We start from the raw sequence: 21,466 nt of genomic DNA, 5'->3' as shown, positions 1-21,466 counted from the left end.
CTTGTCAAGCGCGCTGGCGCATCGTCCAACGCAGCAGCGCGCCGAACAGCAGGGCCGTCAGCGCCAGCGCGAAGGCGCTCATGATCCAGAACGCCAGCGGCGATTGCATGGCCGCCCAGGGGCCAAGTCCGCGGTACGCCAGCAGGTAGCTTCCGCCGAGGCCCAGTCCCCACAGCATCGCGCAATAGATCACCAGCGGCGCCAGCGTGACCCGGTAGCACCGCAGCACGAACACGCAGAAGGTCTGCACCGCATCGGCGAAGTGATACATGGCCACCGCCAGCAGCAGTGCGCCGGCCATCGCGATCACAGCGGGGTTGTCTGAATACACGTTGGCGAGCTCGTAGCGCAGCGCAGCCATGGCGGCGGCGTAGAACAAAGCGCACAGCGCGGTCAGCTCGAAGCCCAGGCGACAGGCGTGCCGGGCCCTGGCCGCATCCCCGGCACCGAGCCAGAAGCTCACGCGCGCGCTGGTCGCGATGGCCAGCGACAGCGGGGTCATGTAGGCCACGGCCAGCAGGTTCGACGCGATCTGGTGCGCCGCCGCGGCCGCCGTGCCAAGGCGGGCGATGAACAAGGCCATCAGCGTGAACGAGGTCACTTCGACCAGCACCGCCAAGCCGCCTGGCACGCCGAGCCGCGCGAACTTGCGGATCTGCTGCCAGTCGGGCGCCTCGATGCGCTTCCAGAGCCCGTAGTCGCGATAAAACGCGCGGTTGCGCAACAGCCAGATGGCGCAGCCCAGCATCGCCCAGTTCACGCACAGCGTGGCCCAGCCGCAGCCCACGAGGCCCATGGCCGGCAGGCCCGCGCCACCGAAGGTGAACCAGATCGACAGCGGCAGCTTCACGGCCAGCGAACCGAGCTGCAGCCATGTCACGAGCTGGGGCTTGCCCAGGCTCTGGTTGAGCGTGCTGAATAGGCGAAAGAGCAGGGCCGGCGCCAGTGCAAAGGCCAGCACCGCCAGATAGGCCTCGACTTCGCCGCGCATTGCAGCCGGCACCTGGGTCCACCGCAGCGCCGCGTCGGGCAGCAGCAGGATCGCCATGCCGGCCACGATGGCAATGGCGGCCAGGTAGAGCGATTGCCGCACCGAGCGGCCCACCTCGCCGGCGCGGCCGCCGCCATGCAGTTCGGCCCAGACCGGCAGCAGTGCCTGCAGGACTCCCATCAGCGAGACGTACACGCTGACGAAGATGGCGGCGCCGACCGACAGGGCGGCCAGTGCTTGTTCGGAGTAGCGCCCGGCGATGATGGTGTCGGCCACGCCGAAAGCCATCACGGCCAGCTGCCCGGCGAGCACGGTGCCCGCGTGCCGCGCGATCAGGGCCCGTTCGCCGCCCCTCACTGTGGCGTGATCTTCTGGTAGAGCAGGAGGTCGTCGGCTGCGCTGCTGGGTCGGCGCAGCGTGCCGGCAAAGCGCCACTGGTCGAAGGGAATGATGGTGTGCAGGCGCTCGATGGTCTCTGGGCTCGCCAGCAACCATGGGCAATCGGTGCCCAGCAGCAGCGGTTGCACGTTGAAGTTGCCGTGGTGGCGCAGGGCCGCGATGTGCGGGCGGCTGAGCGCGAGTTCCGCGATGCAGCGCGGCTGGCCGACACGTTCGGCCACGGCCCGCACCTGCGGCACGTAGCTGCGCGCGTAGTCGATGGGCGGCAGCCACAGCGTCATCAGCAGCATCCAGCACAGCGCCGTACCGCCGGCCGGCAGCACCAGCGTCTTCCAGAGCGCGGCACGGTGCCGCCCCGTGCGCCAGCGCACCAGCCAGCACCAGGCAATGGTCGCGGCCGCCGCGAGAGCCACGGCAATGGGAGAAAACTCGGGCACGAAGCCGGGCACCAGCCGCGCCACGCTGGCGGCGGGCTTGGGCGGCACGCCGGTCTGCATGGCGACCCAGTAGATCCAGCCGAGCACGGCCAGGCCGCTGAAGAACAGCACGTTGAACCAGTCGATCAGCGCCGCTGCGCTGCGCCTGAAGGTGGGCAGGGCGAAGGCGGCCAGCGTGGCGAACGCGGGTAGCGCCAGCAGCAGCGAGCGGTCGGAGTAGTCGGTGGTCCAGGTGGCCGCCAGCGGCACCAGCGCGAACCAGAAGGGCAGCGCGACGTGGCGTGCCGTGAGCTGCCGCCGCCAGCGCCAGAGCGTCCAGATGGCAAGCGGCCAGACCGGCCAAGTGAACCACAGCAGCAGCTTGGCCTGGCTGCGTGCGTCGCCGAGCAGCGAACCGCCGAGCACGGTGATCTTCCATGTCGGCAGCTTCAGCCCGAACACGAGCACCGCCGCCAGCGCGGTAATGCCAGTCATCGCGAGGAGGGCGCCTCGCGTGTAGCCGGGGCCGTTGTCTTCGTCGTTGATGTTCTCGCGCTCGGACTGCATGGCGAGCCGGCGCTCGTAGGCGATGTACAGCACGCTGCCGACGGCCAGCGCGAGCCCCACGGTGGGCGCACCGCTCAGCGTGATGCCGATGGTGCCCACCGTCAGTGCGATCAACGGGCCCGCACGGCGATAGGGCAGTGCGGCCACGCCGTAGAACAGGTGCGAGGCAAAGAACAGCTGTGCCAGCGCGGGCGTGGTCTCGTGGCCAAGCTGGGCGAGGCCGAGGCAGGCGATCAGTGCCAGCAGGCCGCCGTCGGCAATCGCGCGTGCGTAGTCGGTCGGCCGTGCCTCCCCGCCGAAGGCGAAGGCCACGGGCTGGGCACGCGCCGTGCGGGCCAGGTAGTACACCGCATACCAGCTGGCCGTGAAGGTGCCCCAGAGCAGGAACGCGAATGCGATTCGCACGGCCAGGTCGGGGTTCAGCCACGACGGCGCGATCTTGATCGCCAGGGCGCCGATCCAGTACGGGATCAGCGCGGGCGTTTCGGGGCGCAGGCCCAGCAGGAGAGGATCGAACCAGCGCGCGATGCCTTCGGTGCTGCGGGCCAGTTCGGCCATGTAGCCGAAGGCCGTGATGTCCGCGCTCTTCCAGGGGCCTCGGCCGACCAGGCCCGGCAGCAGGTAGGCCGCGCACAGCAGAAGCAACGCGATGCGCGGCAGCCGGCGCACGGCACTCTGGGCAACGATCGCGGGGGTGGGCTGGTTCAAGTGGCGAAAGAGGCGGAATTCAGAAAGAAAAAGGGCAGCGCGGTAAACCGGGCTGCCCTCGACGCGAAAGCGCGTGCCTTACTTCGAAGCAGCGCCGGTGGTCTTGCCGAAACGGTTGCGGAACTTCTCGACGCGGCCGCCCATGTTGTCGACCGACTTCTGCGTGCCGGTGTAGAACGGGTGCGATTCGCTGGTGGTGTCGAGCTTGAACAGGGGGAGCTCGCGACCGTCGTCGGTCTTGCCCATTTCCTTGGTGTTCGCGCACGAACGGGTCACGAACTTGAAGCCGTTCGACATGTCGACGAACAGGATTTCGCGGTAATTCGGGTGGATGCCTTCTTTTGCCATGGTTTTTCCTTTTGCGCTGTTGGAATCAATGCGCGGTCGATGCGAGAGCCACCAGCGTGCCAATGGTCTGGCGCGCTGCCCTGGGAAATCCAGGAGGCCGGGCGAAGCTGCCCAGCCGCACTTTTCGCGGAGCCCACGATTATCGCATACTGCCCTATTTTCGAGCAAACGGAACCCTTCCATGACCTCCGCACCTTTGCGCGCCGGCCTCGTCGGCTACGGTTTTGCCGGCCAGACCTTCCATGCGCCGGTGCTTTCGGCCGTTCCGGGGCTCGAACTGGCCGCAGTGGTGAGTTCGCAGCCGCACAAAGTGCACGCCGACTGGCCCGGTGTGCCCGTGGTGCCCGACGTGGCGGCGCTGGTGGCCCGCGCCGACATCGACCTCGTCGTGGTCGCGACGCCCAATGCACAGCACCATCCGGTCGCCAAGGCAGCGCTGGAGGCCGGCAAGCACGTGGTGGTGGACAAGCCTTTCACGCTCGATGTGGCTGAGGCGCGGGAGCTCGAGGCGTTGTCCAAGCGCAACAACCTTGTCTTGGCGGTGTATCAGAACCGGCGTTTCGATGCCGATTTCCTGACCCTCAAGGATGTCCTGGCGTCCGGCGAATTGGGCCGGCCGGTGTACCTGGAGTCGCATTTCGACCGCTTCCGGCCCGAGGTGAAGGCGCGCTGGCGCGAGCAGGCCGTGCCGGGGTCGGGCCTGTGGGTGGACCTGGGCGCCCATCTGGTCGATCAGGCGGTGCAGCTTTTCGGCCGGCCCGACACGATCCAGCTCGACACCGCCGTGCTGCGCGACGGTGCTGTGGTCGAAGACTACTTTCATGCCGTGCTGCGCTACGAGCTGGGGCCGCATGCGCCGCTGCGCGTGGTGCTGCATTCGACGACGCTCGCCGCCCATGCGGCGCCGCGCTACATCGTGCACGGCACGCGTGGCAGCTACGTCAAGCACGGCGTCGATACCCAGGAGGATGCGCTGCGCGCCGGGCAGCGGCCGCCGGCCGTGGGGTGGGGCGCCGATCCGCTCGATGGCGAGCTCACGCTGATCGGCAGCGATGGGGCGCCGCACTTTCGCGCCTTGCCGACGCGGCCAGGCAACTACGTCGACTACTACGCTGCGGTCCGCGACGCGATCCTCGGCCACGGCCCGAACCCCGTGCCGCCCGAGCAGGCCGTCGCGCTGATGGAGTTGCTCGACATCGGCCGCCAGAGCGCCGTCGAAGGCCGCGCCATCCGCATCGAGCGACCATGAAAAAAGCGCGTCGGCCCTTGAGGGCCAACGCGCTTTTGCGGAAGAGCGTGGTGCTCAGCCGCCGCGACGCATCATGTCGAAGAACTCGACATTCGTCTTCGTCGCCTTCATGTTCTTGAGCATCAGCTCCATCGACTCGATCTCGTCCATGTTGTACATGAGCTGGCGCAGGATGCGGGTCTTCTGCAGGATCTCCGGTGCCAGCAGCAATTCTTCGCGGCGGGTGCCGCTGCGGTTGAGCTGGATCGAGGGGAACACGCGCTTTTCGTAGAGGCGGCGGTCGAGGTGGATTTCGGAGTTGCCGGTGCCCTTGAACTCTTCGAAGATCACTTCGTCCATGCGGCTGCCGGTGTCGATCAGCGCGGTGCCGATGATGGTCAGCGAGCCGCCTTCTTCCACGTTGCGCGCGGCGCCCAGGAAGCGCTTGGGACGCTGCAGCGCATTCGAATCCACACCGCCGGTCAGCACCTTGCCCGACGAGGGCACGACGTTGTTGTAGGCGCGGGCGAGGCGGGTGATCGAGTCGAGCAGGATCACCACGTCCTTCTTCAGTTCGACCAGGCGCTTGGCGCGCTCGATCACCATTTCGGCGACGTGCACGTGGCGCGCTGCGGGCTCGTCGAAGGTCGAAGCAATGACTTCGCCCTTCACCGTGCGCTGCATTTCGGTCACTTCTTCAGGGCGCTCGTCGACGAGCAGCACCATCATGTGGACGTCGGGGTAGTTGGCGCTGATCGCGTGGGCGATGTGCTGCATCATCACCGTCTTGCCGCTCTTGGGCGGCGCCACGAGCAGGGCGCGCTGGCCCTTGCCGATGGGAGCGATGATGTCGATGATGCGGCCCGTGATGTTCTCGTCGCCCTTGATGCCGTCGCGCTCGAGCTTCATCTGCTCCTTGGGGAACAGCGGCGTCAGGTTTTCGAACATCACCTTGTGCTTGTTCTGCTCGGGCGGACCGTCGTTGACCTTGTCGAGCTTGGTCAGCGCGAAATAGCGCTCGCCATCCTTGGGCGTGCGCACCTCGCCTTCGATCATGTCGCCGGTGTGCAGGTTGAAGCGGCGCACCTGGCTCGGCGAGATGTAGATGTCGTCCGTGCTGGCCGTGAAGCTGGTGTCTGGGCTGCGCAGGAAGCCGAAGCCGTCGGGCAGTATTTCGAGCACGCCGTCGGCGAAGACCTGTTCGCCGGCCTTGGCGCGCTTCTTGATGATCGCGAACATCAACTCCTGCTTGCGCATGCGGCCGACGTTTTCGATCTCAAGCGCTTCGGCTTGCTTGAGGACTTCAGACACGTGGAGTGCCTTGAGTTCGTTTAAGTGCATGGAATGACCCCTCGCGGGGTAATCGAACGGAAAACGGGGGGAGGTTGGGTGTGAAGCGAGAGGTGCCTCACCAACCGGGGAACTCGAACCGGTTGCCTGGATAAAGGGCCGGTGATCTGTGGGAGATTATGACAGGAAAAACGCGCCGGCCAACGCATTGCGCGCTGGCCGGTGGAAATCGCTCAGGCGAGCTGCTGGTCGATGAAGGCCGTGAGTTGCGCCTTGCTCATGGCGCCGACCTTGGTGGCGGCCAACTGGCCGTCCTTGAACAGCATCAGCGTGGGGATGCCGCGAATGCCGAACTTGGCGGGAATGTCGCGGTTCTCGTCCACGTTCAGCTTGGCGATCTTCAGCTTGCCTTCGTAGGCGGTCGACACTTCGTCGAGGATCGGGGCGATCATCTTGCAGGGACCGCACCATTCGGCCCAGTAATCGACCAGCACGGGCTGGCTGGACTTGAGCACGTCGGCCTCGAAGGAGGAATCGGAGATGTGTTTGATGAGTTCGCTGGCCATGTGTGGGTCCTTGTGCGCAGAGAGTTTCGGTGCAGCTAAAGTGCTGGTCATTGTGACAGAAACCAAGGGGTGGCGTGCCGTGCGGGGACGCTATGGCGGCGATAGCCAAAAGCCCTTGTGCGTCACGTCCACGCGCTCTCCAACCCCTCGATAGAACATGAACGAAGGCCTCCCTGTCCAGGCCCTGTGGTGCGATCCCGCCAATGGCGTCGTTGCGCGGATCGTCCGCGCGCTGGCCGATCGCCAGCTGCATGCCGCCCGCACCGTGGTGCTGGTGCCCTACGCGCAGTTGATGGCCGTGGCGCGCGCCATGTGGGCCCGCTGCGGCAGCCCAGGCTTCGTGCCGCGCTTCGAGACCACCCATAACTGGGCCCGCAGCGCGGGCGGCTTCGTGCCGGCCGGCTACGACATCGCGCACGACATGGCGCGCGACTTGGTCACGGCGCAGGCGCTGCTGTCGCAAGCCGGTTTCAGCGCCGAGCGCTTCGCCCTTGCCGGCCGCGTCGTCGAACTGGCGTATCAACTGGCCCCTCTTGCAGCTGCCGTGAGTCCCGAAGAGCGGGGCGGCGAATGGGCGCAACGCGCGGCGGGCGTGGCCGAGGCGGGCAGCGAGTCGGAATGGTTTCGCATCGAGAGCGCGCTGATCCGCATCGCCGTCGCGTGGGCCTCGACCTCGGGCTATGCCACCGACGTGCTCCTGCGCGACAGCACGCGCGCGCAGGTCGACGCGCTGATCGTGCTCGAGGGCTTCCTGGCCGATCCGCTCACGCAGTCGCTCTGCAAGCTGTGGGGCGACCGCGCTCTTCATCTCTCGCTCGTGCCTTCGGGCGCGCCCACGCAGGCTGCGGTTTCGCACGTCGCCCTCGACCCCGAAGACGAAGCCGAACTCGCCGCCGCCTGCGTGCTGCGCCACCTCGCCGAAGACCGCGCACCGGTCGCCTTGATCGCAACCGACCGCGCCCTCACGCGCCGCATCAGCGCCCAGCTGAGTGCGCAAGGTATCGTCACGCACGACGAAACGGGCTGGAAGCTGTCGACCACGCGCGCTGCCGCCACGCTGATGAGCGCGCTGCGCGCCTGCGCCCACGACGCCGCCAGCGACCAGGTGCTCGAATGGCTCAAGAGCGGCGCCGATGGCGATGCACCGGCTGTGCAACTGCTCGAAGCCCGCTTGCGCCGCGAGGGCCTGCGCGACTGGTTGGCCTGGTGTGCCTTGGTGGCGCGCAGCGAGAAAGCACAGGACGCCACGTTGCTGTCCTTCACCGGGGCCATCGAGGCGCGACGCGCGCCCATGGCCCGGTCCCGCCCCCTGGCCGACTGGCTGCGCGCGTTGCGCGAGCTGCTGGAAGCCAGCGGCCAATGGGCGCTGCTCGACGAAGACCTCGCGGGCGGCAAAGTGATCGGCGCCCTGTGGCTCGATGCCGGCGCGCATGGCGACGACGACGATTTCCCCGGCGGGCGCCACACGCTGGCCGAATTCACCGCCTGGGTCCGCGACGTGCTGGAAGACGCGAGCTTCGTGCCCCCCGCGGGCGACCAGGCACCTAAGGTCGTCGTGCTGCCGCTGTACCAATTGCTGGGCCGTGCGTTCGGCGCCGTGGTCATCCCCGGCTGCGACGACCGGCGCCTGCCTGCGTCGCCCGAGCCGCCCGGCAACTGGAGCGCCGCCCAACGACTCGAACTGGGCCTGGCGTCGCGTGAAACGCTCGAAGCTGCGCAACGCGCGGCCTGGGCCGCGGCCCTGCACAACTCGTCGTGCGAGTTGATCTGGCGCCAGTCCGACGCCAGCGGCGAGCCGGTACGGCCCAGTCCGCTGGTGCAGGCGCTGCAGCTCGATCACGCGCTGCAGCCCTCGGCCGATCCGCGCACGCCGCGCGACGTGACCGTGCAGCCAACCGAATATCCGACCCCTTCCGGCGCGCTCCTGCCACTGGAGAACATCTCGACCAGCGTGTACGAAGACCTGCGCCGCTGCCCCTACCGCTTCTTCGCGTTGCGGCAGTTGGGCCTGCGCAGCGCCGACGAGCTCGATGCCGAGATCGACAAGCGCGACTTCGGCAACTGGCTGCATGCCGTGCTTGGTCACTTCCACGAGACGCTGGCTGAGGCTGCGACGCAGGACGCCCAGGAACGCACCGCGCTCATCGAAGAGGCCGCCCGGCGCGCGACGCAGGAGCTCAGCCTGTCCGCAGCCGAGTTCCTGCCTTTCGCCGCGGCCTGGCCCGCGGTGCGCGACGGCTACCTCAACTGGTTGACGGGGCACGAGGCGGGCGGCGCGGTTTTCGTCGAAGCCGAGCCCTGGAAGGAGCAGTCCCTGGGCACGCTGCGGCTGATCGGCCGGCTCGATCGCATCGACCGCATGCCAGACGGCCAGGCTTTCGTGATCGACTACAAGACCGAGTCCGCCGCCGTCAGCAAGGAGCGCGTGAAAGACCCGACCGAAGACACGCAACTGGCCTTCTATGCCGCGCTGGTGGCCGACGACACCTTGCGTGCGGCCTATGTGAACGTCGGTGAAAAGTCCTCCGGCACGCAGACCGTCGAGCAGCCCGCCGTGGTCGAGGCGCGGGATGCGCTGGTGGCCGGCATCATCGACGACTTCACGCGCATTGCGCAGGGGGCAGCACTGCCGCCATTAGGGGAGGGCGCCGTCTGCGACTACTGCGCCGCACGCGGCCTTTGCCGCAAGGACTTCTGGGGCAACGAGGTCCCCCGGCCCGGGGGCATTGCGAAATGAACGGCGCTGCCTACGAACACAACGGCCGGCACGTCACGCGCGAGGCCTTCTATACCGTCGCCTGCGACCCGCGCCGCTCGGTCGCCGTCGAAGCCTGTGCGGGCGCGGGCAAGACCTGGATGCTGGTGTCGCGCATCCTGCGCGCGCTGCTCGAAGAAGGCGAGTCTGCCTGCGAGCCGCATGAGATCCTGGCCATCACCTTCACGAAGAAGGCGGCCGGCGAGATGCGCGAGCGGCTCGACCAGTGGCTCGAGGATTTTGCCGAACGGACGCCGGAAGAACTGGTCGGCCAGCTCGTGATGCGCGGCGTCGAGCCGGCGGCCGCATTGGCCGCCGTGCCGCGCCTGAAGGGCCTTTACAGGCGCCTGCTCGAAGGCGGCAGGCCGGTGCAGTTCCGCACCTTCCACGCCTGGTTCGCGGGCCTGCTGCGCAATGCGCCGCTCGCGGTGCTGCGCGAGCTGGGCCTGCCGTCGAACTACGAACTGCTCGAAGACGACGCCGAGGCGCGCGGCCACACGTGGCGGCCCTTCTTCGAGGCCGTCACCACCGACAAGAATGCGCTGGCCGATTACTACGCCGTCGTCGCGACGCACGGCCGCTCGCAGACGGCCAAGGCCCTGAGCGAGGCGCTCTCGAAGCGCGTCGAGTTCTCACTGGCCGATGCAGAGAATGCCGTCCAGCATTTCAGCGTGTTCTTTCCGTCGCTCGAAGGCCTTGACGAACCGACCGAGGCCTTGCTCGGCGAGCCGGTGCGCCGCCGTTGGCTTGACCGCGCCGCCGCGCTCGGCCGCGAGAGCAACAAGACGCCGCAGAAGGCGGCCGAGGCCATCATCGACGTGTTCGGCATGGGCGAGCCTCCAGCCGATTCGCTGGCGGCCGCGCTCGCGCACCTGCGTAAGAACTTCTTCGTCGCCACCGAAGATCGCCTCAACAAGAACCTGCAGAAGTTCCCCGCCGCGCAGGAAGCCGAGGCCGAGCTGCAGGTGCTGTGCGGCGCGCAGGCCCAGCACGCCGCATGGCTCTACCAGCAGCGCATGACGCGCCTCACACGCCTGCTGATCGCAGCCTTTGCCGATGTGAAGCGTGCCCACGGCTGGGTCGACATGAACGACGTCGAGCAGGCCGCGCAACTGCTGCTCGGCCAGTCGGCGCTGTCGGGCTGGGTGCAGGAGCGGCTCGACGCGCGCATTGCGCACCTGCTGATCGACGAATTCCAGGACACCAACCCGCTGCAGTGGCAGGCGCTGTACGGCTGGCTCAGCGCGTACACCGGAGCGCAGGGCCGCGCGCCGCGCGTGTTCATCGTGGGCGACCCGAAGCAGAGCATCTACCGCTTCCGCCGCGCCGAGCCGCAGGTGTTCATCGCCGCGAAGAAGTTCGTGCGCGAAGGGCTCGACGGCGAGTTGCTTAACTGCGACCACACCCACCGCAATGCGCGGGCCGTGGTCGGGCTGGTCAATACGGCGATGCTGGCGGCGCAAGAGGCCGGTGAGTTCGATGGCTACCGCGCCCACACCACCGAGCGCGGCGACGAAGGCGAACTGCTCAAGCTGCCGGCCATCGACCGCGACGCACTCGGCGATGCGTCCGACGCGGCACCGGCCGACGGCGGCATGCTGCACTGGCGCGACAGCCTCGTCACACCGCGCGTGCTGCCCGAAGAACAGCTGCTGCAGAAGGAATGCGAACAGGCCGCGCAATGGGTGGCGCAGCGCATCGCCGACGGCACGCCGCCGCGCCAGATCATGGTGCTGGCGCGCCGCCGCAGCCGGCTCTCGGCCATGCAGGACGCATTGCGCCAGCGCCACATTCCCGTGCAGCAGCCAGAGAAGAACGATCTGCACGACGCACCCGAAGTGCAGGACGTGGTCGCGCTGATCGACGCGCTGGTGTCGCCCGCGCACGATCTTTCGCTGGCGCGGGCGCTGAAGTCGCCGGTGTTCGGCATCGGTGACGCGGCGCTGGTGCAGCTTGCGCTGCGCCAGCGCGAGCGCGGCCCGGTGAGCTGGTTCGCGCTGATCCTGAAGGACGAAAGCCTGCCGCCGGCGTTGATCGAGGCGGGCACAAAGCTCAGGAAGTGGCAGCGCTGGCTGATGACACTGCCGCCCCACGACGCGCTAGACGCGATCTTTCACGATGGCGATCTGCTCGCGAAATTCGGCGCCGCAGTTCCCGCCGCGATGCGCCAGAGCGCGCTGGCCAATCTGCGCGGCCTGCTGTCCGCATCGCTCGAGATTGACGGCGCACGTTTCGCGACACCGTATGCACTGGTGCGTGCGTTGCGCGCTGGCGGCGTGCGCGCCCCGGCCGTTGCCGCGCCCGATGCGGTGCAACTGCTGACCGTGCATGGCGCGAAGGGACTGGAGGCCGATACCGTTCTCATGCTCGACTGCGACGCGGCACCACCGCGCGCCCAGACCATGGGCGTGCTGGTCGAATGGAAGGGCAGCGACAGCGCGCCGACGCGCTTCGTGTTCCTTGCGAGCGAGAAGACGCCGCCGGCCTGCACGGCGGCATTGCTCGAAGAGGAGCAGCGCGCGCGCCATCGTGAAGAGCTCAACGGCCTTTACGTCGCGACCACGCGGGCACGCGAGCGGCTGGTGCTGTCGTCGGTGCGCCCGGCGCGCGCCAACGAAGGCAGCTGGTGGGCGCGATTGGAGCCGCTGTGCGAGCCTACCGAGGCCGACGAGCCGCTGGTCGCCTTGCCGACCGACTCCGGTGCGGGCAGCTTCTCGATGAAGCGCATGCCTGCGGCGCCCGTGTTGGTCGAACAACCTGCCACCAAGAAAGCGCCAGACACCACCGTTGACGCGCGCGCCGCCGCCTTCGGCCAGGCCATGCACCGCCTGCTCGAATGGGCTGTCCCTGGCGAGCCACTGCCTGCGGCCCACGTGCGCGCTGCAGCACGCGAATTCATGCTCGATGCGCAGCAGGCGCGCGGTGCCGCCGCGCTGGCGCAGCGCATCCGCGCGGGCGAGGGCGCCTGGGTGTGGGACGATCGCAGGGTCGACTGGCATGGCAACGAAGTCACGCTGGTGCATGAAGGCGAGACCTTGCGCATCGACCGTCTGGTGCGCGAGCGCGACAGCGGCGCCTGGTGGATCCTCGACTACAAATCTGCGGCGCGCCCCGAACGGGACGCTGCGCTGATCGCACAGATGCAGCGCTATCGCGCAGCGGTGCAACATGCCTATCCCGGTGCCACGGTGCGCGTCGCGTTCCTCACCGGGCAGGGCGAACTGGTAAATCTCGAATGACTGTTTCCCCTACCGTCGCCGTCATCGGCGGCGGACCTGCCGGCCTGATGGCGGCTGAAGTCCTGAGCGCTTCCGGCGCACAGGTGCATGTGTATGACGCGATGCCTTCGGTCGGCCGCAAGTTCCTGCTGGCCGGCCGTGGCGGGCTGAACCTCACGCACTCGGAGCCCTTCGATGTGTTCATGACCCGCTTCGGCGAGCGCCGCGCGCAGCTCGAACCGATGCTGGCGCTGTTCGGACCGCAGCAGATGCGCGAATGGGCGAGCGGCCTGGGCATCGAGACCTTCGTCGGTACGTCGGGGCGCGTGTTTCCGACCGACATGAAGGCCGCGCCGCTGCTGCGCGCGTGGTTGCATCGTTTGCGCGCGGCGGGTGTGCAGTTTCATATGCGGCATCGTTGGATGGGCGATGGGGTTTTCGACACGGCGTCGCTGCGGTTCGCGACGCCTGCCGGCGGCATTGCAGCAAAGGCCGATGCGGTAGTGCTGGCGCTCGGCGGCGCAAGCTGGGCTCGTCTCGGCTCCGATGGCGCGTGGGTGCCGTGGCTTCAGGCGCAGGGTGTGGAAGTGGCGCCGCTGCTGGCGGCCAATTCAGGCTTCGACGGCACCGGCTGGAGCGAGCATTTCTCCAGCCGCTTTGCCGGGCAGCCCTTCAAGTCGGTCGCGATCTCGTTCACCGACAGCCAGGGGAGGCACTTTGCGCGCAAGGGCGAGTTCGTCGCGACGGCCAAGGGGATCGAAGGCAGCCTGATCTATGCGGCGTCGGCGCTGCTGCGCGACGAGATTGCCGCGAAGGGCAGCGCGACGCTGTTGCTGGATCTGCTGCCCGACCGCAGTGCCGAACAGGTATTGGCCGCAGTGGCGCACCCTCGCGGCGCGCGTTCGCTCAGCAGCCATCTCAAGAGCCGGCTGGGGCTCGAGGGCATCAAGGCGGGGGTGCTGCACGAGGCCTTGAGCCGCGAAGCGATGCAGGACGCGGCGCAACTGGCCGCGACGATCAAGGCGGTGCCCTTGAAGCTCATCGCGACGCGGCCGGTCGACGAGGCGATCAGCACGGCAGGCGGCGTGCGCTTCGACGCGCTGGATGCGCAGCTGATGTCGAACGCGCTGCCCGGCGTGTTTGCGGCAGGAGAGATGCTCGACTGGGAGGCGCCGACCGGCGGCTACCTGCTGACAGCGTCGATGGCCAGCGGCGCGGCCGCGGCGCGCGGCGCGATTCGTCGCCTGGGTCTGGGCTGAGAGTGATTGTTGCAAGCCTCGTTTCATTTCGCACGGAATGAAACGAAGCTGCTGAAGAGGTTGACGAGCCTTACCCCTGGCACTGACTACGCAGTTAGGGCTGCTTGGTTCCCCACCTGACCCGGTTGGCCACTTCACCATGCAGGGAGGCCCGTCAGCCTGGATTCTAACCCCCAGTTTTCGCGCACTTCGTGTCGCTTCGCCAACCCCCTTCCAGGAGGCGGGGCGGCCGCTTCGGGCGGCCGTGCGCGGCGCTCCTCCGGAGCGGGGCAGAGAAGCCTCTCCTTTCTTGCGACCGGGGCCGGATCGGCGCCTCGCGCCTTTTAGAATGCCCCCAATGTCTTATCTCGTGCTCGCTCGCAAGTTCCGTCCGAAAACCTTCGGTGAGATGGTCGGCCAGGGGCACGTGGTGCAGGCGCTCGAGAACGCGTTGACCACGCAGCGTCTGCATCACGCCTATCTTTTCACCGGCACCCGCGGTGTCGGCAAGACCACTGTTTCGCGGATTCTGGCGAAGTCGCTCAACTGCCAGGGCCCGGACGGGCAGGGCGGCATCACGGCCACGCCGTGCGGTGTGTGCCAGGCCTGCCGCGACATCGATTCGGGCCGCTTCGTGGATTACACCGAGCTCGACGCGGCCTCGAACCGCGGCGTGGACGAGGTGCAGTCGCTGCTCGAGCAAGCCGTCTACAAGCCGGTGCAGGGGCGCTTCAAGGTCTTCATGATCGACGAAGTGCACATGCTCACAAACACCGCGTTCAACGCGATGCTGAAGACGCTCGAGGAACCGCCCGAGTACCTCAAATTCGTGCTGGCCACGACCGATCCGCAGAAGGTGCCGGTCACGGTGCTGTCGCGCTGCCTGCAGTTCAACCTGCGGCCGATGGCACCTGAGACGGTGCTCGAACACCTCACCGGCGTGCTGCACACCGAGAATGTTCCGGCCGAGCCGCAGGCGCTTCGCCTCCTGGCGCGCGCGGCGCGCGGCTCGATGCGCGACGCGCTGTCGCTTACCGACCAGGCCATCGCCTTCGGCAACGGCGAACTCGTGGAAGCGGGCGTGCGCCAGATGCTCGGCAGCGTCGATCGAGGGCATGTGTTCCGCCTGATCGAGGCGCTCGCGCAGGGCGACGGCAAGACGGTGGTCGAAACCTCCGAGGCGCTGCGCGTCGACGGCATGTCCGCCGCCTCCACGCTGGAAGAAATGACGGCTGTGCTGCAGGCCATGGCCGTGCTGCAGGCCGTGCCCTCGCGGGCGGAGTCGGCCGATGCCGCCACCGATCCCGACGCGGCCGACACCGCGCGCCTCGCTGCGCTGATGCCGGCCGACGAGACGCAACTGCTCTACAGCCTGTGCCTGCACGGCCGCGGCGAACTGGGCCTGGCCCCGGACGAGTACGCCGCGCTGACCATGGTGCTGTTGCGGCTACTGGCCTTCAAACCCTCCAACGCGGCTGCTTCGACGGCCTCCACGGAAAAAAAAACTCTGAATGAAGCTGCGGCCGCGGCGCCGCAGGTTCCGGTGCGTGCCGCAGCCCCCGCTCCGGCACCCATGCCGGTCGTTCGCGCTCCGATTGAAGCTGAAGCGCCTGCTGCGGCGCCCGCCCATGCCGCCCCGGTCCCGGCGGGCCATCGCCTCGCGGTGGTCGACGAACCCCGACAGGCCGAATCCCGCCCCGAGGCCAGCGATACGACCGCCAGGGTCGTCGGCGTGCCCATTCGCGTGCAGCCTCCACCAAGTGTCCGGGACACGCCGCGCCCCGATGAGCCGCGCAGCACATTCACCCCCATTCCGACCAGCGAAGACGGCGATTTCTGGTACGCCACGGTCTCCGAACTGGTCGCGGCCGAGGCCATCACGGCCCTTGCACGCGAACTGGCGCTGCAGTCGCAGCTGGTGGGCCGCGACACGGACCAGTGGCTGCTGCGCATCGAGCGCGAGACGCTCAACCAGCCGTCGAGCCGCGAAAAGCTGACAGCTGCGCTGAACAACCTCGGCCACAACATCAAGCTCGCCATCGAGATCGGCGGCGTGGTCGACAGCCCCGCGCGCCGCAACAAGCAGGCCGCCGACGAGCGCCAGCGCGTGGCCGAAGAGGCCATCATGAGCGACCCTGAAGTGCAGGCGCTGATGCGCGACTTCGACGCGAAGATCGTTCCCGGAACCCTGAAACCGGCCTGAGCTCCCATCTCTCTTATCCTTCACCCACTTTTCAACCCAACAACCAGGACCAACGATGTTCAACAAAGGACAACTGGCCGGCCTCATGAAGCAGGCGCAGGCAATGCAGGACAACCTCAAGAAGGCCCAGGAAGAACTCGCCCACATCGAGGTCGAAGGCGAATCCGGCGCCGGCCTCGTCAAGGTCGTCATGACCTGCAAGCACGACGTCAAGCGCATCACCATCGACCCCAGCCTGCTGGCGGACGACAAGGACATGCTCGAAGACCTCGTGGCGGCCGCCTTCAACGCCGCCGTGCGCAAGGCCGAGGAAACCAGCGAGCAGAAGATGGGCAAGCTCACGGCCGGCATGCCTGGTCTCCCGCCCGGCATGAAACTGCCGTTCTAAGCGGCCGAGATGGCAGACGCCGGTTCGCTCGACGCATTGATCGATGCGCTGCGCCGCCTGCCCGGTGTCGGCGTCAAGTCGGCCTCGCGCATGGCGTTCCATCTGCTGCAGCACGACCGCGAGGGTGCGCAGCTGCTCGCGCGCGCGCTGCAGCAGGCCGCGGGTCACGTTCGGCATTGCGAGCTTTGCAACACCTTCACCGAGGCGCCGATCTGCAGCGTCTGCATGGACTCGCGGCGCGACGGAACCAAGCTTTGCGTGGTCGAGACGCCGGCCGACCAGGCCGCACTCGAGCGCACCGGCGCGTTCCGCGGCTATTACTTCGTGCTGATGGGCAAGCTCAGTCCGCTCGACGGCATCGGGCCGAAGGACATCGGACTGCAGAAGCTCTTCGACCGCGCGCGCGACGGCACGGTGAGCGAGGTCATCCTGGCCACGAACTTCACCGCCGAGGGCGAAGCCACCGCGCACGTGATCGGCGAGGCGCTGAAGCAGCATGGCCTCACGGTGACGCGCCTTGCGCGCGGCGTGCCGGCCGGCAGCGAACTCGAATACGTCGATCTCGGCACCATCGCGCATGCCCTGGTGGATCGCAGGTAGCACGCGCATGCGAGCATGACTTTTTCCTTGCTCACCATCGCCTACTGGTGCGTTTTCATCGCCTGCGGCTTGCCGTATTTCGCGGCGTGGATCGCCAAGGCTGGAAGCTTCGGCCCGCGCGACAACCAGCATCCGCGCGACTGGGCCGCGAAGCAGGGCGGATGGCGCGCGCGCGCCAACAGCGCGCAGGCGAACAGCTTCGAAGGCCTGCCGTTCTTCATCGGCGCGGTGATCATCGCGCACCAGCTCGGCGCGGCACAGGCGCGCCTGGACATGCTCGCCGCGGCCTACGTGGTGCTGCGCGCGATCTACATCGTGCTCTACATCAAGGGCCTGGGCAGCGCGCGCAGTGCTGTCTGGGCGCTCGGGTTCATGGTCAACGTCGCGATACTTTTCCTGGCGCGCTGACGCTTCGGCGCGGGCTTCGCGGCGAGGCCTTCATGATTACGTGAAAACCCGCACGGGATCACCCCGATGCCGTCGCCTGATGCGGCCCCTAAGCTCGATTCAGTCCCAGGAATCACCGAGCCCGCAGGCACCGTTTCATGCTCCATCGCCGAACCCTCATTTCAGCTTCCGCCATCGCTGCCGCAACCATCGCGTTGCCGCGTGTCTTTGCGCAGCAGGCGAAGCTGGAAAAAACCAGGATCTCCATCGCGGTGGGTGGCAAGGCGGCGTTCTACTACCTGCCGCTCACCATCTCCGAACAGCTCGGCTACTTCAAGGCCGAGGGGCTCGATGTGGAGATTTCCGATTTCGCGGGCGGCGCGCGCGCACTGCAGGCGGTGGTCGGCGGTTCGGCCGATGTCTGCTCGGGCGCCTACGAACACACCATCAACCTGCAAGCCAAGAACCAGTTCTTCCAGGCCTTCGTGCTGCAGGGCCGCGCACCGCAGATCGCCGTGGGCGTGTCGACGAAGAACATGGCGGGCTACACCGGCATTCCCGACCTCAAGGGCAAGAAGATCGGCGTCTCGGCGCCAGGCTCGTCGACCAACATGGTCGCCAACCTCGTGCTGTCGCGGGGCGGCCTCAAGGCCAGCGACGTGAGCTACATCGGCGTCGGCGTGGCGGCCGGCGCGCTCACCGCGCTGCGCTCGGGCCAGATCGACGCGATCAGCAACACCGACCCGGTGATGACGATGCTCGAACAGAAGGGCGACGTGAAGATCATCAGCGACACGCGCACGCTCCAGGGCACGCAGCAAGTGTTCGGCGGCCCGATGCCGGCAGCCTGCCTGTATGCGTCGAGCGAGTTCATCCAGAAGAATCCCAACACCTGCCAGGCGCTGGCGAATGCCATCGTGCACGGGCTCAAGTGGCTGCAGACGGCGGGGCCCGGCGACATCATCAAGACGGTGCCGGAGACCTATCTGCTCGGCGACCGGGCGCTGTACCTCGCGTCCTTCGACAAGGTGCGCGAGTCGATCGCCACCGACGGCCTCGTGCCGGTCGACGGCCCCAAGACCGCGCTGACCGCGATCGCCAGCTTCGACACCACCGTGAAGGCCGACAGGATCGACCTCGCAAAGACCTACACCAACGATTTTGCTCGGCGCGCGAAAGACAGGTTCAAAGCCTGATTTCGAACGGCCCCGCGACCCGGCTCAGGCCGGGTTTTTTACGCCATGTCCGACCACGCACTCGAACTTCTCTCCATCAGTTGCACCTTCCATTCGAAGGACGATCCAGGCCAGCGCTACACCGCGGTGGCCGACACCACGCTGCGCATCAAGGCGGGGGAGTTCGTCTCGGTGGTCGGTCCCACGGGCTGCGGCAAATCGACGCTGCTGAACGTTGGTGCGGGTTTGCTCGAACCTTCTTCGGGCACCGTGAAGGTCTTCGGCCAGACGCTCGCGGGCATCAACACGCGCGCCGGCTACATGTTCCAGACCGAGGCGCTGATGCCCTGGCGCAGCGCCATCGACAACGTCATGGTGGGCCTGCAGTACCGCGGTGTGTCCGATGCCGAAGCGCGCCAGCAGGCCGAGGCATGGCTCTCGCGCGTGGGCCTATCAGGCTTCGGCGACCGCTACCCGCACCAGCTCTCCGGCGGCATGCGCAAGCGCGTGGCGCTGGCACAGACGCTGGTGCTCGACCCCGACATCATCCTCATGGACGAACCCTTCAGCGCGCTCGACATCCAGACGCGCCAACTGATGGAGAACGAAGTGCTCGACCTCTGGAGCGCAAGGAAGAAGGCTGTGCTCTTCATCACGCACGATCTCGACGAGGCCATTGCCATGAGCGACCGCGTGGTGGTGCTGTCGGCCGGCCCGGCAACGCACCCCATCGGCGAGTTCGCCATCGACCTGTCGCGTCCGCGCGACGTTGCCGAGGTGCGCACGCAGCCGCGCTTCGTGGAGCTGCACACCCAGATCTGGGAGGTGCTGCGCGACGAGGTGTTGAAGGGCTACGCGCAGCAGCTGAGGAAGGCCGCGTGATGCCCCGCCTCGGGCTCAACGAGCGCAACGCGCGCTTCTGGCAGCTGGCGTTGCTGGTAGTGATCCTGGTGGCGTGGCACATTGCCTCGCGCAACCAGCAGTTCGCCTTTTTCGTCGGCGAGCCGATCCAGGTGGCGGGCCGCATCTGGAGCTGGTTCCTGCCGTTCGAGGTGCCGCCCAATGCGCTGTTCCCTGACGGGCTCAAGGGCAACGCCGACATCTACCTGCACCTGGGAACCACGCTGCTGGAGACGGTGCTGGCCTTCGGCATCGGCACGGTGCTCGGCCTGGGTTGCGGGCTGTGGCTGGCGCTCGCGCCCACGGCGAGCCTGATCCTCGACCCCTACATCAAGGCCGCCAACTCGATGCCGCGGGTGATCCTCGCGCCCATCTTCGCGCTGTGGTTCGGCCTGGGCATCTGGAGCAAGGTGGCGTTGGCCGTCACGCTGGTGTTCTTCATCGTGTTCTTCAACGTCTACCAGGGCGTGCGCGAGGTGAGCCCGGTGGTGCTGGCCAACGCGAAGATGCTCGGCGCGAACCAGCGGCAGCTGCTGCGCACGGTGTACCTGCCGAGCGCAACGAGCTGGGTGTTCTCCAGCCTGCACACCTCGGTCGGGCTGGCCTTCGTGGGCGCGGTGGTGGGCGAATACCTGGGCTCGGCGCGCGGCGTGGGCTACCTGATCCTGCAGGCCGAAGGCACCTTCGACGTCAACACCGTGTTCGCCGGCATCGTGGTGCTCACGGCTTTTGCGCTGGTGCTCGACGGCATCGTGGGGCTGATCGAGAAGCGGCTCATGAAGTGGCAGCCCAAGACCGGCGAAACCGAGAAGCTGTAGCTCCCTCATGCGATGATCTTGCGCGACGCTCCGGAGAGCGCGGCAACGAATTCACGGGGGTAGTAAGCCAATGAGCCACGACAACAAGCGGGCCACGACCTTGCGCTCGCGCAACGAGGCTGCCAGGGTCTCGAACGAAGAGCTGTTCTTCGATCTGGTCTATGCGTTTTCGGTCACGCAACTCTCCCACTATCTGCTGGATCACCTCACGCTGTCGGGCGCGTTCCAGACGCTGGTGATGTGGTTCGCGGTATGGCTGGGCTGGCAGTACACGGCATGGACCACCAACTGGTTCAACCCTGGCGCGCTACGCATTCGAGGCGTGCTGTTCGCCATCATGCTGCTGGCCATGGTGATGGCCTCGGCGCTGCCCGGCGCCTTCGCAGAGCGCGGGCTGGTGTTCGCGCTGTGCTTCGTGGGCATCCAAGCGGGGCGCACGTTCTGCATGCTGATCGCCATCGGCTCGAACGATCCGCTCACACCCAATTTTCGCCGGCTGCTGGCATGGAACTGCCTGGCCGGAGCGTTCTGGATCGCGGGCGGCGTGGCCGAAGGGCAGGCGCGCCTCGCGCTGTGGTTCGTCGGCGTGCTGTGCGAATACATCGCGCCGATGATCGGGCTGCGCTTTCCGGGACTGGGCCGCTCCACGACCGCCGACTGGACCATTGACGGCGGGCACCTCGCCGAACGCTGCCAGTTGTTCGTGATCGTCGCGCTGGGCGAGTCGGTGCTGGCCACCGGCATCGCCTTCGGCCAGCACACTGAATGGCACGGCATCGACCTGTTCGCGCTGCTCGTGGGTTTCTCGGGCAGCCTCGCGATGTGGTGGATGTACTTCGACACCAGCGCGAGGGAGGCGACCCATGCCATCGAGCATTCGCCCGACCCCGGTGGCATCGGCGCCAAGTTCCACTACACGCACGTGATCCTGGTGGCGGGCATCATCGTGTGCGCGGTGGCGGACGAGCTCACGATCAACGAGGGCTCGCACCATGCCGAGCTCAAGTATCTCGGCGCACTCATCGGTGGGCCGGCGCTGTACCTGTTCGGCAATGCGCTGTTCAAGCGTGTGGTGCGCGGTTTCCTGCCGCAGTCGCACCTTTACGGCCTGGGCCTGTTGGCCGTGCTCGCAGTCTTTGCTCCGCACCTCTCGGTGATGGTGGTGGGCACGCTCACGACGCTTGTCATGATCGCGGTGGCCGCACTCGAAGCCGTGGTGCGCCGCAGGGCATGGGCTGCGGCAGCGGCCCGCTGAACCTCCAGAGGCCGAA

At 67.5% G+C, this 21,466-nt stretch carries 17 protein-coding genes and 1 other RNA gene; 12 read left to right on the top strand and 6 right to left on the bottom strand.

Annotation, left to right across the window (positions count from 1 at the left end; all coding sequences use genetic code 11):
* Positions 1-4: 4 nt before the first annotated feature.
* The 3 genes from ACEN9N_RS11595 to ACEN9N_RS11585 all read right to left on the bottom strand — a co-directional run bounded on the left by ACEN9N_RS11595 (position 5) and on the right by ACEN9N_RS11585 (position 3,429).
* A complete protein-coding gene (locus tag ACEN9N_RS11595; protein WP_007836656.1) occupies positions 5-1,348 on the bottom strand; it encodes an MATE family efflux transporter in 1,344 nt (447 codons plus the stop codon).
* A complete protein-coding gene (locus tag ACEN9N_RS11590; RefSeq protein ID WP_007836658.1) occupies positions 1,345-3,081 on the bottom strand; it encodes a hypothetical protein in 1,737 nt (578 codons plus the stop codon). The genes ACEN9N_RS11595 and ACEN9N_RS11590 overlap by 4 nt, the downstream gene beginning before the upstream one ends.
* Before the next feature lie 78 nt (positions 3,082-3,159).
* Complete coding sequence (locus ACEN9N_RS11585) at positions 3,160-3,429, bottom strand: type B 50S ribosomal protein L31 (protein WP_007836661.1); 270 nt, start codon at positions 3,427-3,429, stop codon at positions 3,160-3,162.
* Positions 3,430-3,610: 181 nt separating this feature from the next.
* On the opposite strand from ACEN9N_RS11585, the gene ACEN9N_RS11580 reads away from it, so the two are divergent.
* On the top strand, positions 3,611-4,678 hold the full coding sequence (locus ACEN9N_RS11580; protein WP_495656105.1) for an oxidoreductase: 1,068 nt from the start codon (positions 3,611-3,613) through the stop codon (positions 4,676-4,678).
* A 54-nt stretch (positions 4,679-4,732) separates the two neighbouring features.
* On the opposite strand, the gene rho is transcribed toward ACEN9N_RS11580, so the two are convergent.
* Together rho and trxA are read right to left on the bottom strand one after the other, a co-directional pair.
* Positions 4,733-5,998, bottom strand: a complete 1,266-nt coding sequence (gene rho / locus ACEN9N_RS11575) for a transcription termination factor Rho (protein ID WP_007836663.1) — start codon at positions 5,996-5,998, stop codon at positions 4,733-4,735.
* A gap of 182 nt (positions 5,999-6,180) precedes the next feature.
* Positions 6,181-6,513, bottom strand: coding sequence for a thioredoxin TrxA (gene trxA, locus ACEN9N_RS11570; RefSeq protein ID WP_019653039.1), 333 nt, complete (start codon positions 6,511-6,513; stop codon positions 6,181-6,183).
* Positions 6,514-6,670: 157 nt separating this feature from the next.
* Between trxA and ACEN9N_RS11565 the strand changes: the two genes are divergently transcribed.
* From ACEN9N_RS11565 to ACEN9N_RS11555, 3 genes are read left to right on the top strand one after another with little or no spacing between them, the layout of a single operon-like run.
* The gene (locus ACEN9N_RS11565) at positions 6,671-9,250 is read left to right on the top strand and encodes a PD-(D/E)XK nuclease family protein (protein ID WP_413313122.1); all 2,580 of its coding nucleotides are present in this window, start codon (positions 6,671-6,673) and stop codon (positions 9,248-9,250) included.
* Complete coding sequence (locus tag ACEN9N_RS11560) at positions 9,247-12,507, top strand: UvrD-helicase domain-containing protein (RefSeq protein ID WP_495656104.1); 3,261 nt, start codon at positions 9,247-9,249, stop codon at positions 12,505-12,507. Before ACEN9N_RS11565 ends, ACEN9N_RS11560 begins: the two co-directional genes overlap by 4 nt.
* The gene (locus tag ACEN9N_RS11555; protein WP_495656103.1) at positions 12,504-13,745 is read left to right on the top strand and encodes a TIGR03862 family flavoprotein; all 1,242 of its coding nucleotides are present in this window, start codon (positions 12,504-12,506) and stop codon (positions 13,743-13,745) included. The genes ACEN9N_RS11560 and ACEN9N_RS11555 overlap by 4 nt, the downstream gene beginning before the upstream one ends.
* A 59-nt stretch (positions 13,746-13,804) precedes the next feature.
* Here ACEN9N_RS11555 and ffs read toward each other — a convergent pair.
* Positions 13,805-13,901: signal recognition particle sRNA small type (gene ffs, locus ACEN9N_RS11550), an RNA gene on the bottom strand.
* 181 nt (positions 13,902-14,082) lie between these two features.
* Between ffs and dnaX the strand changes: the two genes are divergently transcribed.
* The 8 genes from dnaX (at position 14,083) to ACEN9N_RS11510 (ending at position 21,450) form a co-directional block, all read left to right on the top strand.
* A complete protein-coding gene (dnaX, locus tag ACEN9N_RS11545; RefSeq protein ID WP_413313127.1) occupies positions 14,083-15,927 on the top strand; it encodes a DNA polymerase III subunit gamma/tau in 1,845 nt (614 codons plus the stop codon).
* 55 nt (positions 15,928-15,982) lie between these two features.
* The gene (locus ACEN9N_RS11540; protein ID WP_007836669.1) at positions 15,983-16,315 is read left to right on the top strand and encodes a YbaB/EbfC family nucleoid-associated protein; all 333 of its coding nucleotides are present in this window, start codon (positions 15,983-15,985) and stop codon (positions 16,313-16,315) included.
* A gap of 9 nt (positions 16,316-16,324) precedes the next feature.
* Positions 16,325-16,915: a recombination mediator RecR gene (gene recR, locus ACEN9N_RS11535; protein ID WP_007836670.1), complete on the top strand. Its 591-nt coding sequence runs from the start codon at positions 16,325-16,327 to the stop codon at positions 16,913-16,915.
* Between the two features lie 15 nt (positions 16,916-16,930).
* Positions 16,931-17,323, top strand: coding sequence for an MAPEG family protein (locus ACEN9N_RS11530; protein ID WP_042673964.1), 393 nt, complete (start codon positions 16,931-16,933; stop codon positions 17,321-17,323).
* A 137-nt stretch (positions 17,324-17,460) separates the two neighbouring features.
* Complete coding sequence (locus tag ACEN9N_RS11525) at positions 17,461-18,498, top strand: ABC transporter substrate-binding protein (protein ID WP_007836672.1); 1,038 nt, start codon at positions 17,461-17,463, stop codon at positions 18,496-18,498.
* 45 nt (positions 18,499-18,543) lie between these two features.
* Entirely contained in the window at positions 18,544-19,359 is an 816-nt protein-coding gene (locus ACEN9N_RS11520; protein ID WP_413331454.1) for an ABC transporter ATP-binding protein, read from the top strand.
* Positions 19,359-20,195, top strand: a complete 837-nt coding sequence (locus ACEN9N_RS11515) for an ABC transporter permease (protein ID WP_413313130.1) — start codon at positions 19,359-19,361, stop codon at positions 20,193-20,195. The genes ACEN9N_RS11520 and ACEN9N_RS11515 overlap by 1 nt, the downstream gene beginning before the upstream one ends.
* Positions 20,196-20,265: 70 nt before the next feature.
* On the top strand, positions 20,266-21,450 hold the full coding sequence (locus tag ACEN9N_RS11510) for a low temperature requirement protein A (RefSeq protein ID WP_413331455.1): 1,185 nt from the start codon (positions 20,266-20,268) through the stop codon (positions 21,448-21,450).
* The last annotated feature ends 16 nt before the right edge of the window (positions 21,451-21,466 follow it).

Source organism: Variovorax sp. Varisp46, assembly GCF_059491885.1.
The sequence above is the reverse complement of the archived record's forward strand: the minus strand, read 5'-3'. Positions and strand labels throughout refer to the sequence as shown.